The organism is Psychromonas sp. (genome assembly GCF_983033635.1).
The window spans coordinates 1-15,760 of the sequence record NZ_CEZLMY010000079.1; the positions used below are offsets into that span (position 1 = coordinate 1).

Sequence of the window (15,760 nt, forward strand, 5' to 3'; positions counted from 1 at the left end):
TTACAGTTATGCGTATTTGGGGAAAAATACTCGGCGGTTTTTTTGGTTTTATGTTCGGGCATGTTTTTGGCATGTTACTGGGTATTTGGTTAGGTCATCGCTTTGATCGCGCCACGGCTATTAATTTTAATGTGCAAAATGGTCTATTTGGAAATACGATTAGCAGTCAGGAAAGGCAAAAACTATTTTTTGATAGCACATTTTCAGTGATGGGGCACATTGCCAAAGCAAAAGGGCAGGTAACACAAGCAGATATTCAAGTCGCAAATGCTTATATGGATCAAATGCGTCTTCAAGGTGAAGCCCGTGCTCAAGCCCAAGCTTCATTTGCTTCAGGTAAAGAGACTGATTTCCTACTTCAGCAAACACTATCCGAGTTTGCGAAGATGGTACGTGGTGATCGTAACGTGCTACAGATGTTTTTAGGCATCCAAGTACAAGTTGCCTACACTGATGGTGAACTTCACAGTAAAGAAAAAGAGATCTTATATAGTATTGCTGAACACTTAGGTTTTTCTCGCTTTGAATTAGATCGCTTATTACAGATGATTGAAGGCCAGCAACACTTTCATCAAGGGCAGCAGCGTCAGCAACAAGAAACAAGCGACGAAGATTCTTATAAAGTACTTGGTATTGAAGAAAGTGCCGCAGATAAAGAGATTAAACGTGCTTATCGAAAACTGATGAGTCAACATCACCCTGATAAATTAGCATCAAAAGGCTTACCTGAAGAGATGATGATGCTGGCAAAAGAAAAAGCCCAAGATATTCAACGGGCTTATGAAACGTTACGTAAATCGCGCGGTTTTAAATAAATGCTAATAAAGCTTTTGCAGCGTTATAGCCTCAAATTGCTATTTGCTTTGACCTTACTATTGGGCTTACAATTACCAAGCTTTTTACAACAGTATGAAGCTCGTTTAGATGCGCATTATCTAGAAGCGAAAAATCAATTAAATCAATATCAAGATCTTGCAGAACTCTACTTTGCAGGCAATTTGCAAGCCTTGATAACAAAACATAAAAACAGTGATGTTTTATTATTTAGTGCTGAAGCGCTGGTGATAGAAAAATTACTGAATCGTTTTAACTATTTACAAGCTCAGAAAACTTCCCTGCAAGGTCCATTAATTACGCGCTTTTATTTTTTACTTGGTGAACTTGATAGCCCCTTGTTGATCGAAACTAAAGAAAATTATAATGCTGAAATTGTCTTGAACCAGAACTCGATAATAGTGGGGTTAGTGTCAGCATTACTTTCGACTCTGTTTTTAGAGTTGTTATTTCTGCTTATAGCATATCTGCGTTTTAGCCATTTTCAGCAATACAAAGTAAAAGAGTAAGATTAATTAATTCTCTATTTTTGTATTTATCTCTTTAAATCTGTGATCTGCTTCTTTATTATGGAGCGAAATAAAATTTATTTAACCTTAGTGTTATATCACCAGCGCACTCTGAAAATGCATTTCTAAGAGCCTTGGCGATACACCCTATCTAGACTTTTAAATCGGAGCTTAATTCATGTCTACATTTGCACTTGCTTTTGGTACTGCTACTAAAAACCGTGACCAGAAAATTATTGAAGCATTTTTTCCTAATCCTCTATTAAATCCAAGTGAGGATCTTGTTGCTGTAATTGCTGCTTTAGTGGGTTATGAGAAAGGCAATCAAGAGATTGAAATCAGTTCTGAATTAGCAGAACAACTGGCTGGAGCTTTTAACGGAGCAAATGAAACTGCAAATGCTGATTTTGCAACAGCAGCCGCTAAATCTACTCAACCACTTGTATTAGTTATTTTAGCGACAGATGAAGCACCTAAAAGTGTTGCACAAGGTTACCTTAAATTACAACTTATCTCGCATCGTTTAGTTAAACCACACGGTTTAGTATTAGATGGTATTTTTGGCGTGCTGCACAATATTGCATGGACAAACAAAGGCGCGATTGATTTACCAGAGCTTGCTGATCGTCAGATTGCAGCACGTTTAAATGGTGAAACTATCATCGTTGATTGTGTTGATAAATTCCCGAAAATGGTTGATTACATTGTACCGGCAGGTGTGCGTATTGCTGATACTTCACGTGTGCGCTTAGGTGCGCATGTTGGTGAAGGCACAACAGTGATGCATGAAGGTTTTATTAACTTTAATGCAGGCACAACAGGTGTAAGCATGGTTGAAGGTCGTATCTCTGCAGGAGTTATGGTTGGTGAAGGCAGTGATATCGGTGGTGGTGCATCTATCATGGGCACATTAAGCGGTGGCGGTAAAATGGTTATTGCGATTGGGGAAAATAGCTTATTAGGCGCAAATGCGGGCCTTGGCATCCCACTAGGTAACCGTTGTACGATTGAATCCGGCTTATATGTAACTGCTGGCTCGAAAATCAAGCTACTTGATAAAGAAGGCAAAGAAGCTGGATTTGCAAAAGCGCGTGAATTGGCAAATAAAGATGATCTGCTTTTCCGTCGTAACTCAATGACAGGTCAAATTGAATGTTTGGCGAATAAAAGTGCTGTTGAACTAAACAGCATGTTACATTCAAACTAACTCATTAGTTTTATTTATTAATAATAGAAAGGGAGCTTTAATGCTCTCTTTTTTTACTCTTTTTTTGCATATTTTGCCAATGAGCGCAGAGCAGCTTGCAGAGCGGGATCCGCATCATCAGCTAATGCTAAAAATGACTGTGCGACATCGTTAGACATTTTACTGGCACGTTTAATCACCTTTTTCTGGCTGTTCTTCGGCTTGGCAGTTACCTGTTTTAATGTTGGATTTACTTTTATTTTAATATTTAGCAGTCCTGGAACTTGCTGTCGTAATAGAGTAAGTAGTTCACTTTGCATAAATTTCAAGCGTATCAGCCAGGTTGCATCAGGGATTTCTATAAGCAAGCTCCCATTTTGTAAATTTCCTATCCTGCAGCCTTGGATATTATGTTGTTTCAAATAGCTTTGTAGTAAACTATCCAGCTTCGTGATTAGGGTCGCATCATGCTGTAAACCACTTTTCTTCAATAGCAAAGAAACGGGTTTGGGTTGTCGGGTTCTATTCATTAATTTTATCAACAGTGAATTCAGAATTATGAGTATAACGGTTATCTATTCAAGGGAGGAAACAGAACATTCGTTTTCGCTTACAAAAAATAAATTTCTATTTATGTCTCTTCTATTTGCCACTTTGTTAATAGCTTGCGCTTGGTTTATACAAGCTCATTATCAAAGTCAGTTAAATCAATTTAAAATAACCTCTTTGCATGATAGAGATATCAGTAAAGATCAATACCTGCAACTTATTAAAGCACAAAGTGTTGAAAAATTGATCGTGCTTGCTAATAAAGTTGGCAATTTGCAGGCGCAGATGAATCGCTTAAATGCATTAGGTGAACGCGTTGTTGAAAAATCTAACTTGCCTAAAAAAGAGTTTGATTTTGACTCCGCACTGCCAATCGGTGGTATTGATATGCAGGAAAGCAGCACCGATTTTCAATTTTCTGGCTTGTTAAATCATATTGAAAACCTTGATGAACATCTAAAAAAAAGGCAGAAGCAATTAATTCAACTTGAAATTGCATTAAACAATCGCCATCTAGTTGATCAGCTGTATATTTCCGGACGACCAATAAAGGGAAAAGGGTCATGGTTATCATCTCCTTTTGGTACGCGTAAAGATCCCTTTTCAGGGCGATTAACGCGACATAAAGGTGTTGATATCGCAGGTTTTACGGGAATGCCAATTATATCAACCGCTGCGGGGCTTGTTACTGAGTCAGGAAAAAGAGGCGGCTACGGTTTGATGGTTGAAATACAGCATGGCAATGGCCTGGTAACACGTTATGCACATGCTAAATCATTAAATGTTTCTGTTGGAGATATTGTTACAAAAGGGCAGAAAGTCGCAGTTATGGGGAGTACTGGTCGTTCAACAGGGCCGCATGTACATTACGAAGTTTTAAAAAATGGTAAACAAATTAATCCTAATTATTACATTCAACGTAAAGCGGGTTAATAAAAAATATATTCAAACAATAATTAATTTTAACTGATTTTTACACTACGAGAAAAGCAAAATGATCACACAGCTAATAACAAAAATAATAGGCAGTCGTAATGACCGTTACTTAAAAAAACTACGTAAAGTAGTTGATGAAATTAATAAATTAGAGCCACAAATACAAGCTCTTTCAGATACGGAACTAAAAGCTAAAACAGCTGAATTCAAAGAACGTATCGCATCAGGCGAAAGCTTAGATTCTATTCTTGTTGAAGCATTTGCAGTTGTACGTAGCGCATCTGAGCGTGTATTTGCTATGCGTCCTTTTGATGTACAATTAATTGGCGGCATAATTTTAAATGAAAATAAAATTGCTGAAATGCGTACTGGTGAAGGTAAAACATTAACAGCAACCCTGCCGGCATACTTAAATGCATTAACGGGAAAAGGTGTGCACGTTATTACCGTCAATGATTACTTGGCTCGTCGTGATGCAGAGTGGAATGCACAGCTATTTGAATTCTTAGGTTTGACGGTCGGTATTAATTTATCCGGTATGCAAGCAGAAGAAAAACGCGCTGCTTACGCCGCTGATGTTACTTACGGCACAAATAACGAATTTGGTTTCGATTATTTACGTGACAATATGGCATTTGAAGCACAGCAGCGTGTTATGCGCCCGCTTCATTATGCGATTGTCGATGAAGTTGACTCGATCTTAATTGACGAAGCAAGAACACCACTGATTATTTCAGGTCCAACTGATGGTGATGCAACACTTTATACTAAATTAAACACTGTTATTCCGATGTTAACCCTACAGGATCAAGAAGATACTGAAGAATACACGGGTGAGGGTGATTACACCGTTGATGAAAAAAGTAGACAGGTTTTATTAACGGAGCGCGGTCAAGAGAAAGTTGAGCGTATTTTACAAGAGCGTGGTTTGCTTGATGAAAACCAATCACTATATTCAGCTTTAAGCATCAGTTTACTGCACCATGTAAATGCAGCACTGCGTGCACACACTTTATTTGAAAAAGATGTTGATTATATCGTTAATGATAAAGGTGAAGTGGTTATTGTTGATGAGCATACTGGCCGTACAATGCCTGGTCGTCGCTGGTCTGAAGGTCTGCACCAGGCGGTTGAAGCAAAAGAGGGGGTTAACATTCAAAATGAGAACCAAACCTTAGCTTCCATTACTTTCCAAAACTTCTTCCGTTTATATGAAAAATTAGCGGGTATGACAGGTACTGCAGATACTGAAGCATTTGAGTTTCAATCTATTTACGGCTTAGAAACCATTGTTGTGCCAACCAATAAACCTATGGTTCGTATCGATAATGGTGATTTAGTTTATCTAACCGAGGAAGAAAAATATCATGCTATTATCGCTGATATCAAAACACGTTTAGAGCGCCGTCAACCTGTTCTGGTCGGTACGGTTTCGATTGAAAACTCGGAACTGTTATCAGAATTAATGCATAAAGAAAATATCAAACACAGCGTGTTAAATGCTAAATTCCATGAAAAAGAAGCGGATATTGTTGCGCAAGCTGGCGCATTAGGCTCAGTTACCATTGCAACGAATATGGCTGGTCGTGGTACCGATATCGTATTAGGTGGTAATTTACAGGCACGTCTTGAAAAGTTAGGTGAACTAACACCACAGCAGATCGAAGCGGAAACAGAAACTTGGAAAGCAGAGCATAAAATGGTGCTTGATGCGGGCGGTTTATATATTGTCGGTACGGAGCGTCATGAGTCACGCCGTATTGATAATCAACTGCGTGGTCGTTCTGGACGCCAAGGTGATGCAGGTGAAAGTCGTTTCTATTTATCAATGCAAGATTCACTGATGCGTATTTTTGCATCAGAAAAAGTATCTAATATGATGAAAAAGTTAGGTATGGAAAATGGTGAAGCGATTGAGCATCCTTGGGTTACACGTGCGATTGAAAATGCACAGCGTAAAGTTGAAGGTCGTAACTTCGATATGCGTAAATCACTACTTGATTTTGATGATGTTGCGAATGACCAGCGTAAAGTCATTTATGAGCAGCGTAATGGTGTAATGGACAGTGAAGAGATCAGCGAAACAATTAATAACATTTGGGATGATGTCTTTAACAGCTGTGTTGATGAATATGTGCCTCAACACTCATTAACAGAGCAATGGGACTTAGAAGGATTAGAGCGGCGCTTAAAGTCTGACTTCTTAATTGAATTACCTGTGCAACAGTGGTTAGTTGAAGAGCCTAACCTGCAGGAAGAAACAATTCGTGAGAATATCCTTAACCATGCAAAAGAGCTCTACACAGCTAAAAAAGAGCAAGTGGGTCAAACAATTATTGCCGGTTTTGAAAAGTCAGTAATGTTACAAACTATTGATACATTGTGGAAAGATCATCTCTCTTCAATGGATCATCTGCGTCAAGGTATCCACTTACGTGGTTACGCACAAAAAGATCCTAAGCAGGAATACAAGCGTGAATCTTTTGAGATGTTCTTAGAGATGCTTGAAAACTTGAAACATGATGTGGTGACGATTCTTTCTAAAGTGCAAGTGCAAACTAAAGAAGAAGTTGATGAAATCGCAGAGCAACGCCGTCAGGCTGAAGCAAGAGCAAAAATCGAGATGCAACATGCTCAAGCTGCTAATGGTGAAGTAAGCGAAGGTGATGAAAGTGGCCATGAGACCTTTGTTCGTCAGGATCGCAAAGTGGGTCGTAATGAACCTTGCCCATGTGGTTCAGGTAAAAAGTTCAAACAGTGTCACGGTAAATTAGCTTAATTTACTAAGTACTGATGCAACAATATTAAGGAGGCTGTTTTGAAAAACAGCCTTTTTTTTTTGTTTGTAATAACGGTTATTAACTTATTTTTAATATCCACATAACCCCATCCCTTCTTACAGAGTTAAATATTATAATCACAGGAAATTATGAAATCGTGTTCAAGTCAGTTTTGAATAATTCAAAAAATCACTTACTAGACTAGATTCTTGGTGGTTTTGTCCTCTCAGAAAATCACCTGCTAACAAGCTTATTTAATAAACTGCGACAGATATTGCCCTGACCAATCAAGGCTAGATGCTCTGTTATTATATTTACTATCTACAAAATCTACGCCGCTATAAATAAGCAAACTTCATTATCAGTTTTACTATCACACTATTTACCTGCAAATAATAAAATTTTAAATACAGAGAAAGTACAATAGCCTTGATCTGCATTATTAAGTAATAAATTGAAACTAAAAGAATAGAAGGGACGATTATTAGATGATTCTTTGGCAAACGAAAAGGATCATTTTGAGCTTTTAATAGAAGAGGCTGAGATGAAAATCATCAAGAATAAACTGTTTCAGACCTACTTATCAACATGTAAAACACTATTAATAAATAGATCTGGTTTAAAAGTAACTCGAAAAGTAATGAATATTCTCGATTAGTTTTCTGCTTAGTTAGACGACACACCCATAATGCTATAAGTGAACGTTGAATCATTCACTTGAATCACATAACTTCCTGATAGCGTACTATAAATATCGTCACCAGCTTGTTCTAAGATTCCATCATTATTGTTATCACCATAATTGTTCGACCAATCTCCATTTACATCAAACTTAAAGCGTTGCTCGTCTTGGCCATCAAAGTCCGCCGTGATTTGCCAAACATTATCAGAGACTAAAGTCATTGCACTGGCACCCCAATTATTAGGAGTACCTCGAAAGTACAACTGCTCAAAGTTTTTAGCTGTTTCTGGATTGTCGTCACCGATCTTAACCATCTTATAAGCTAGGGTCAAATCGTTTACTTCAATCCGATAAGTACCGGAAATGCTTGTGTATATATCAGCGCCAGCTTGCTCTAAAACGGCATCATTGTTACTGTCGCCGTAGTTGATCTGCCAGTCTCCATTGACATCAAACTTAAAGCGTTGTTGTGACTGACCATCAAAGTCGACCGTTATCTGCCAAGTATTATCTGCAACTAATGTCATTGCACTTGCCACCCAGCTGTTTGCTGTGCCCCTAAAGTATAACTGTGCAAAATTCTTTGCGTTGCCTCCAGTATCGACGGTTAAAATAACTTCCGCAGAGGCTGTCGCTCCTTCGTTATCTTTGACCGTGACACTTAGGGTTGTTGTTACATCAACTGTTACATCAATTGAAGCAGTAGTTTCACCATTGCTCCATAGGTAACTATCGATAGAGCCGTCCTGATCGCTAGAATTAGCAGCACTTAAACTTACAACCGTGCCTTGCTTAACCGTTTGGCTTGCAGGTGTTATTGTAGCAACAGGCGCTATATTTGGTGCAACCGTCAGGGTTATTGTGGTTGTATTTGTCGCGCCTTCATTATCGGTAACAGTGAGTGTAATAGTTTGTGTTTCATTGACAATAACCAGCAGAGTTAAACCAATGTCGCCCGTACTCCAGTTATAACTGACAATTGAACCATCACTATCACTTGATCCCGAAGCGTTAAGTGTTAGCATCGTACCTTTTGCCACAGTCTGACTACTTTGATCTATATACGCGATCGGTTTTTGGTTGCCGCTAAGTTCATCAGGTATTCCTGCTGTAACCCCACCTGTATTAAACTGCCAAATGCCATCGCTGACTGAATAGTTTTGATCACCATTATTATCCCATGCACCGGCACAGTTATTAGTGGCAAACTCAAGTTTATTATCTTCATCAAGATCAACAGTATAGGTGTACCAATTATTGCCTAAACTCAGCATTTCCACACCCGGTGCAACAGTCCATGTCACTGTGCCATCGATCGTATAATGCAAGCAAACCTTACCCCAGCTATTCGTATCTTTGTAATAAACCGTTGAACTAACAGTTTCTCCAATTATTTTTAAAGTCACGCTCGCCGTTCTAGAAGCGCCTTTATCATCAGTCACAGTAACAGTGTAAGTGCTTTTCTTATTAACGGTTACATTAATGCTGACGCTGGTTTCACCTGTACTCCAAGCATAACTAACAATACTGCCATCTTCATCACTTGAATCAGCAGCGCTTAATGTAACGACGGTGCCTGCTTCAACTTCTTGGCTGTTTGGCGTTATTACAGCAATCGGGCTTTTGTTTCCAGGTACGACACTATCGGTAAAGAAAACTTTTTCTCCCGCAATGTCACCATTGATATCTTCAACAATTTTACCCGCTTCATTTTTAAAGCGACCTGTGCCCACATAAACCTGCTGAATATCACTGCGTGTCACATTACCTTTGCTATCAGTTGCTTGCACATAATAATCCAATAGTTGATCTTGGTATTTATCAAGGTAGCTGTAATACATATCCCCAATTTTTTTAGCGGGGACTACATTAAACATTGCTTTACCAGACGGTTGCCACGCAACACCATTCATATCCGGTGTTAAATCTCGGACTTTCATCGTTACACTTTCCCAAGCGCCGACACGTGAAGGATCAACATTCGCATCTGAACTGTGCGCAGCTGGGTTATAAAGTTTAAAGGTTTTATCCGTTGCATCGGCTCGCTTGTTTTTGTGAACACGTACTTTCAATTGCAGATCGGTAATACCACTTACATCATATGCATAAGTGTAAATTGCGAATTTAGTATCTGCATAGATGGTTGCCCAACCTTCCGCTTTACTGCTGTTTGCACTACCTGGATTATATGGATAACGCTGTGGCCACCATACAGAAGGACCTGTTTTATCTTTGCCGAGTTGAGATTCAACATAAGGCATGGAAAAGTTTAATGACTGGTTAAATGAAACCGTAGGTTTCACACCATCATCAACATTTTCATCATAATAACCAAACCCGGAATCAATTGACGCAAGCAGGAAGTACCAGCTAAGCTCTGCAGGGTTTGCACCGCCCGCATAGTTATTGTTTTCATCGCCTTTAACAGGGTAAGACATCATCCAAGGATTAAGCTGATTACCTTGATATGTTACTTGCTGATCGCGTGTGCTGGTCGGTTTCCAATAATTTGGGTTTTCATCTAACCAAATTTGCTCTGCTGTTTTGGCGTAATTCTCAGCGGCCTGTAGCAGTGCGAAGTTACGCTCTAAATAATGATATCCCAGCTCTAATGAAACCATATGGGTGCGTGTTGCAGCAAAGTCTGTGCCGTTAGCTGTATTGAAAGCACTCATTTGCGTATTCCATACACCCATTGGTATATGCCAGTGATACCATGTCGGATCAGCAGATGAATCGCGCGTGTCTATCCATGAGCCATCTTGCACGTGAACTATGTCGTTAGCAGGAATTGGATTAGCACGTAGATATTCATCTACTCCCATCCCCGTCACACCATTGTCAGGATAAGTGGTATTACCAGAAGCTAACCAAGTACCTAAATCACCTGCACGACCACCTGAATTATCGCCATCATGGGCAATAACAAAGTATTGTTTACGACCAAGCGATCCAGCGTCACCTTCAAAAGGTTTTAAAGCAGCGGCAGTAACACTACCTTGATAGCCTTCTTCCCAAGAGCTAGCTTGCTCAACAGGAATGCCTGCAATATTGTGTTCTTCACCCGTTTCCGGATCGATATATTGAACCCAGTGCGGAATTGAAGCAAACGGGAATTTGTTAAAAGTTGTCTGCTGCTCATTAAACATATGTAACTCAACCCAGTCACCTAGGTTACTTTCGTTTTGTAGATCAGCACGGTTAGGAGGGGATATAAGCGTATCTTTACCCGGGTCATTAAGGTAAGGATAATCGCGTAATGTACGAGAATAATGGACATTACCCAGCACAGACCATTCAATGCCTAATTTTGTTAACGCCGGAATAATTCGTTCAGAAAACCCCAGTTCGGTAGGAAAGAACCCCTTTGAAGATTTAAATGAATCGCCCAAAAAGTAATCTTGTGCGAGTGTTACGTTATGATAAATTAAATCTTTTACAAAATATTCATTACCCACCAGTGGCCCCATAGTATGGTGACCCGAGAAATGAATGGTATCGAGTGCGTTATAACCATTGCTTGTTTTAGTATTTGTTTGCGTGTCTTTCCAGTAATTCCCCCAGCCTAAACTATAGCCGCCTAAATTTCCGAGCTCGGCAAAACTTTGCACATTGTTAATTACGGAAGCGGACATGGTAACGTGTGTTTGGCTTAGTGGATGGTTGGATTTATTATTGTTGGCCGTTATCATTGGCCAGGTCAAATAAGCCCCTGTTTTAGCATGGTGAGAATAATAAGAGACCAGATCATCATGTGGCATAGGTGCGCCACTATCAGGAATATAAAAGGTGTAATTTGCTGGCGGGTTGTTCTTTAAATTAATCACTTGGCCATCGTAGGCGTAGCGTACTGGCGAACCGACTGGCTGTGCATCGTACTCACTAACATCATAAAATGGCCAAAAATTCGGCATATGATTGTGGTAGATATGGGTGGCGGCTATTTCTGCTTGCGCAGAGATAGAAGTCATCACCAAAGCTATGGTTAATATCTTCTTCATTATTGAATCCTTTCAACGCACATTGCTTGTTAGGCAACATAGTGCGATTTTGATATTTAAAAATTGCAGAAGTCAGAATAGATCGTATTAATCTATGACTGATATTTGTCATTGCAACCTATAAAAATTGGCTCCTGCCCAAAGATGCCTAAGCACCGTTTCTTTAATCTCGAGCGCATGACCATATTTATATATGTAATTGACAATGCAAAGAGATGAACAGGATGATACATGGCTGATGATTTTTGTCGCTTAAAAAATAATCACTTATATCACAATAATTAACATTAATTGTTCAGTAAATAACCGTTACCGAGCAAATATCGCACGAGCAAGGAAGGGCGTTTTTATCCAGTAAAGGAAATCGGCAGTAATGAATGGGGGATTTTTTTGTTTGTTAAAAATGCAGGCATAAAAAAACGCAAATACTGAGAGTATTTGCGTTTAAGAAAGAGTGTTATTTAGAAGAAGATTAAACGTTGTGTTTACGAATAACGCTTAACATCTCTTTTAATAATTTTGGATTAGCCGCTACAACGTTACCTGATTTCATGTAATCGTTTCCGCCGTTAAAATCGGTCATAATAGCGCCAGATTCTTTAAGCAGTAATTCACCGGCTGCGATATCCCAAGGTTTTAAACCAAACTCCCAGAAACCATCCATACGTCCCGCTGCTACATAAGCAAGATCAAGTGCCGCAGAGCCGCTACGACGCATATCAGCAACATCCATAAAGAAATCTTTAAAGATATTCAGGTATGTTTCTGTGTGGTGTTTTTGTTTGAATGGGAAACCTGTCGCCAGCAGGGTACCTGGCAGTTTTGGTACGCTGTTAGTACGAGTACGGTAACCGTTAATTTGAGCGCTTTGACCTTTAACTGCAGAGAATAGCTCATTACGAATTGGATCAAAAACGATACCGATTTCTGAACGGCCTTTAATTTTTAATGCAATTGATACGGCAAAATGCGGGATGCCGTGAATAAAGTTTGTTGTTCCATCAAGAGGATCAATAATCCATTGGTAATCCTTGTCCTTACCTTCATCAATACCTGACTCTTCAGCAATAATGCTGTGGTCCGGGTAAGATTTACGCAAAGTACCAATGATTGCAAGTTCAGCTTCTTTATCAACGCTGCTGACATAATCATTTAACGATTTTTCTTCAACTTCAACTGATTCTAGATTTTCGAAGCCTTTAACAATTACTTTGCCTGCATTGCGGGCAGCACGAATCGCAATATTTAACATTGGATGCATTGGATCACCATTAGATTTTAAAAGAACATTGAAGGGAGATTCCTTCGGCGCAAAATTATACAGAGATCACATAATTCTGCAAATATTTAAATTGATTAATAGTTAAATCTGCCGGCAATCTATTTCAGGGGGGCTTATACCCAATTACCTGAAGATGCATCTTCAAGTAGTTTGGGTATAGAGTTCTATTTTTTTGTATTTCAATTAATGCTAAACTTTGTGCTCTTAAATTTCAGCTCAAACATAAGGAACACAAATGCTAGATAATGTACGCATCATACTTATTGGTACCTCCCACCCTGGAAACATTGGCAGTGCAGCAAGGGCGATGAAAACAATGGGGCTGTCTAATCTGGTGCTTGTTGAACCTGAGTGTGAAATAGATGGTAAATCGGTTGCACTTTCAGCTGGCGCGACAGATGTATTAAAAAACCATAAAGTCTGCGCAACATTAGATGAAGCAATTGCGGATTGCGGTTTAGTGATTGGTGCAAGTGCACGGCCGCGTACTTTAGATTGGCCTATGTTAGATCCGCGGGAAATGGGTGAAAAAGCAGTTGTTGAAGGTCAGAAATACCCGATTGCACTAGTGTTTGGACGTGAAAATAGCGGCTTGAGCAATGACGAGTTACAAAAGTGTCATTTTCATGTGTTTATTCCTGCCAATCCGGACTATAGCTCACTTAATTTAGCGATGGCTGTGCAAACTTTGAGCTATGAAATTCGCATGGCATTTTTAGCGTCAAAAGCATATCCAAAGCAGGAAGAAGAGTATCCGCTGAGCGATGAGATTGAAGGGATGTTTAATCACCTTGAACAAACATTAACAGATACACGCTTTATTGTGCCTGCGCACCCTGGTTTGGTTATGAGCAAACTGCGTCGTTTTTTCAATCGCGCTCGTCCGGAAATCAAAGAGTTACGTATGTGGCGTGGCATTTTCAGCAGTGTCCAAAAATCACTTGTTGCCGCAAATACACAGCTTAACAATGATTCTGTGGTGAAGGAAGTTATTGAAAAACAATCAGATGTGAATAAAAAATAAAGCCTAGTAAACTTTGTGGTTTTTTACTTGACTAATTTTGTCAGGTATTTATACTTCATATTATAAAGTTCATGGAAAACTACCAATTTCCCACTATATAAGTGAAGCATTATGAAATTAACTTCAAAAGGTCGCTATGCGGTCACTGCAATGTTAGATGTCGCCATTAAAGAACACAATGGTCCTGTACCGTTAGCTGATATTTCTGAGCGTCAGGGGATCTCGCTTTCATACTTAGAGCAACTGTTCTCTAAATTGCGCAAAAAAGAGTTAGTCAGCAGTGTGCGTGGACCCGGAGGCGGTTACAAGCTAGGTAAAGCGCGTAGTGAAATTTCAGTGGCAATGATTATTGATGCTGTCAATGAGTCAGTAAATATTAGAAAATGCTCTGGTAATGGCGGCTGTACTGAAGATGGTACACAATGTTTAACGCATTCGTTGTGGGCGCAACTAAGTGATCGCATTACTACCTTTTTAGATAATATTACCCTTGAAGAGCTAATGTCATCAGATCATGTACAACATATTTCTGAAATTCAAAATAATAAATATAATCAAACTGCTCAACTTAACGTTAAATCACAGTAAATTTAATGTTTGGCAGTGGAGACAAAAATGAAATTACCTATTTATCTTGATTACTCTGCAACCACACCGGTTGATCCACGAGTTGCAGAGAAAATGATGCAGTTTTTAACAATGGACGGTGAGTTTGGTAATCCCGCATCCCGTTCGCATCGTTTTGGTTGGCAGGCTGAAGAAGCGGTTGATATCGCACGAGAACAAGTTGCAGATCTAATTAATGCCGATCCGCGTGAAATTGTTTTCACTTCGGGGGCAACAGAGTCTGATAACCTTGCTATTAAAGGTGCTGCACACTTTTACGGTAAAAGAGGTAAACATATTATTACCGCTAAAACAGAGCATAAAGCTGTTTTAGATACATGTCGTCAATTAGAGCGAGAAGGTTATGAAGTTACTTACCTTGACCCGCAAACTGATGGCATCGTTACACCCGAGCAGTTAAAAGAGGCTTTGCGCGAAGATACGATTCTTGTGAGTTTAATGCATGTTAATAATGAAATTGGCGTGATTCAAGATATTGCCGCATTTGGTGAATTATGCCGTGCGAATAAAACAATTTTACATGTAGATGCAGCGCAAAGTGCCGGTAAAGTTGATATTGATGTACAAACAATGAAAATCGATTTGATCTCTTTCTCTGCGCACAAAGTTTACGGTCCAAAAGGTATTGGCGCTTTATATGTTCGTCGTAAACCGCGCATCCGTTTAGAAGCGCAAATGCATGGTGGCGGACACGAACGCGGCATGCGCAGTGGAACATTAGCAACCCATCAAATTGCTGCAATGGGTGAAGCTTTCCGTATCGCTAAAGAAGAGATGGCTTCTGAAAATGAACGTCTTCTAGCTTTACGTACTCGTTTATTAGAGGGCGTAAGTGATATGGAAGAAGTTTATGTGAATGGCTCTATGGAACACCGTGTCGCTGGTAATATCAATATCAGCTTTAACTATGTTGAAGGTGAGTCACTGGTTATGGCATTAAAGGATTTAGCGGTTTCATCAGGCAGTGCTTGTACTTCAGCAAGTCTTGAACCTTCTTATGTTTTACGTGCAATTGGTCGTGATGATGAATTAGCACATAGCTCAATCCGTTTTAGTCTCGGCCGTTTTACAACCGAAGAAGAGATTGATTACGCAATTAAAATTATTCGTAAAAATATTGGGCGTTTACGTGAAATGTCCCCGCTTTGGGATATGTACAAAGAGGGTATCGATATCAGTAGCATTGACTGGTCTCATCACTAATTAATGTTTTACAGGTGACATTAATATGTCCCTTCATTAATTGGGATATGTACAAAGAGGGGATCGATATCAGTAGCATTGACTGGTCTCACCACTAATTAATGTTTTACAGGTGACATTAATATGTCCCTTCATTAATTGGGATAT

11 protein-coding genes are annotated in these 15,760 nt (G+C 39.4%); 8 read left to right on the plus strand and 3 right to left on the minus strand.

From position 1 onward, the window contains the following. Nucleotides 1-8: 8 nt before the first annotated feature. The 3 genes from djlA to dapD all read left to right on the plus strand — a co-directional run bounded on the left by djlA (nucleotide 9) and on the right by dapD (nucleotide 2,550). On the plus strand, nucleotides 9-815 hold the full coding sequence (djlA, locus tag AC4GME_RS11320; RefSeq protein WP_490376379.1) for a co-chaperone DjlA: 807 nt from the start codon (nucleotides 9-11) through the stop codon (nucleotides 813-815). Then, complete coding sequence (locus tag AC4GME_RS11325) at nucleotides 816-1,343, plus strand: DUF2937 family protein (protein WP_490376378.1); 528 nt, start codon at nucleotides 816-818, stop codon at nucleotides 1,341-1,343. It abuts the gene before it with no gap. Nucleotides 1,344-1,521: 178 nt separating this feature from the next. Continuing rightward, nucleotides 1,522-2,550, plus strand: coding sequence for a 2,3,4,5-tetrahydropyridine-2,6-dicarboxylate N-succinyltransferase (dapD, locus tag AC4GME_RS11330; RefSeq protein ID WP_490378727.1), 1,029 nt, complete (start codon nucleotides 1,522-1,524; stop codon nucleotides 2,548-2,550). Between the two features lie 53 nt (nucleotides 2,551-2,603). Here the strand turns inward: dapD and AC4GME_RS11335 are convergent, their stop codons facing one another. Beyond that, a complete protein-coding gene (locus AC4GME_RS11335) occupies nucleotides 2,604-3,059 on the minus strand; it encodes a DciA family protein (RefSeq protein ID WP_490378726.1) in 456 nt (151 codons plus the stop codon). A 103-nt stretch (nucleotides 3,060-3,162) separates the two neighbouring features. Here AC4GME_RS11335 and AC4GME_RS11340 point away from each other — a divergent pair, with 103 nt between their 5' ends. Together AC4GME_RS11340 and secA are read left to right on the plus strand one after the other, a co-directional pair. Beyond that, nucleotides 3,163-4,011 (plus strand): M23 family metallopeptidase, encoded by an 849-nt coding sequence (locus AC4GME_RS11340; protein WP_490378725.1) that lies wholly within the window; start codon nucleotides 3,163-3,165, stop codon nucleotides 4,009-4,011. A gap of 61 nt (nucleotides 4,012-4,072) precedes the next feature. After that, nucleotides 4,073-6,793, plus strand: a complete 2,721-nt coding sequence (gene secA, locus AC4GME_RS11345; RefSeq protein WP_490379410.1) for a preprotein translocase subunit SecA — start codon at nucleotides 4,073-4,075, stop codon at nucleotides 6,791-6,793. A 667-nt stretch (nucleotides 6,794-7,460) separates the two neighbouring features. On the opposite strand, the gene AC4GME_RS11350 is transcribed toward secA, so the two are convergent. Continuing rightward, nucleotides 7,461-11,477 carry a PKD domain-containing protein gene (locus AC4GME_RS11350; protein WP_490379411.1) on the minus strand — a complete coding sequence of 1,339 codons (4,017 nt, stop codon included), beginning with the start codon at nucleotides 11,475-11,477 and terminating at the stop codon, nucleotides 7,461-7,463. Nucleotides 11,478-11,949: 472 nt separating this feature from the next. Further along, nucleotides 11,950-12,738 carry an inositol-1-monophosphatase gene (suhB, locus tag AC4GME_RS11355; protein ID WP_490375814.1) on the minus strand — a complete coding sequence of 263 codons (789 nt, stop codon included), beginning with the start codon at nucleotides 12,736-12,738 and terminating at the stop codon, nucleotides 11,950-11,952. 256 nt (nucleotides 12,739-12,994) lie between these two features. On the opposite strand from suhB, the gene trmJ reads away from it, so the two are divergent. The 3 genes from trmJ (at nucleotide 12,995) to AC4GME_RS11370 (ending at nucleotide 15,613) form a co-directional block, all read left to right on the plus strand. Beyond that, on the plus strand, nucleotides 12,995-13,783 hold the full coding sequence (gene trmJ, locus AC4GME_RS11360) for a tRNA (cytosine(32)/uridine(32)-2'-O)-methyltransferase TrmJ (RefSeq protein WP_490375815.1): 789 nt from the start codon (nucleotides 12,995-12,997) through the stop codon (nucleotides 13,781-13,783). A 111-nt stretch (nucleotides 13,784-13,894) separates the two neighbouring features. Continuing rightward, a complete protein-coding gene (gene iscR / locus AC4GME_RS11365; protein ID WP_490375816.1) occupies nucleotides 13,895-14,371 on the plus strand; it encodes a Fe-S cluster assembly transcriptional regulator IscR in 477 nt (158 codons plus the stop codon). 27 nt (nucleotides 14,372-14,398) lie between these two features. Then, entirely contained in the window at nucleotides 14,399-15,613 is a 1,215-nt protein-coding gene (locus tag AC4GME_RS11370) for an IscS subfamily cysteine desulfurase (RefSeq protein ID WP_490375817.1), read from the plus strand. Nucleotides 15,614-15,760: the final 147 nt, after the last annotated feature.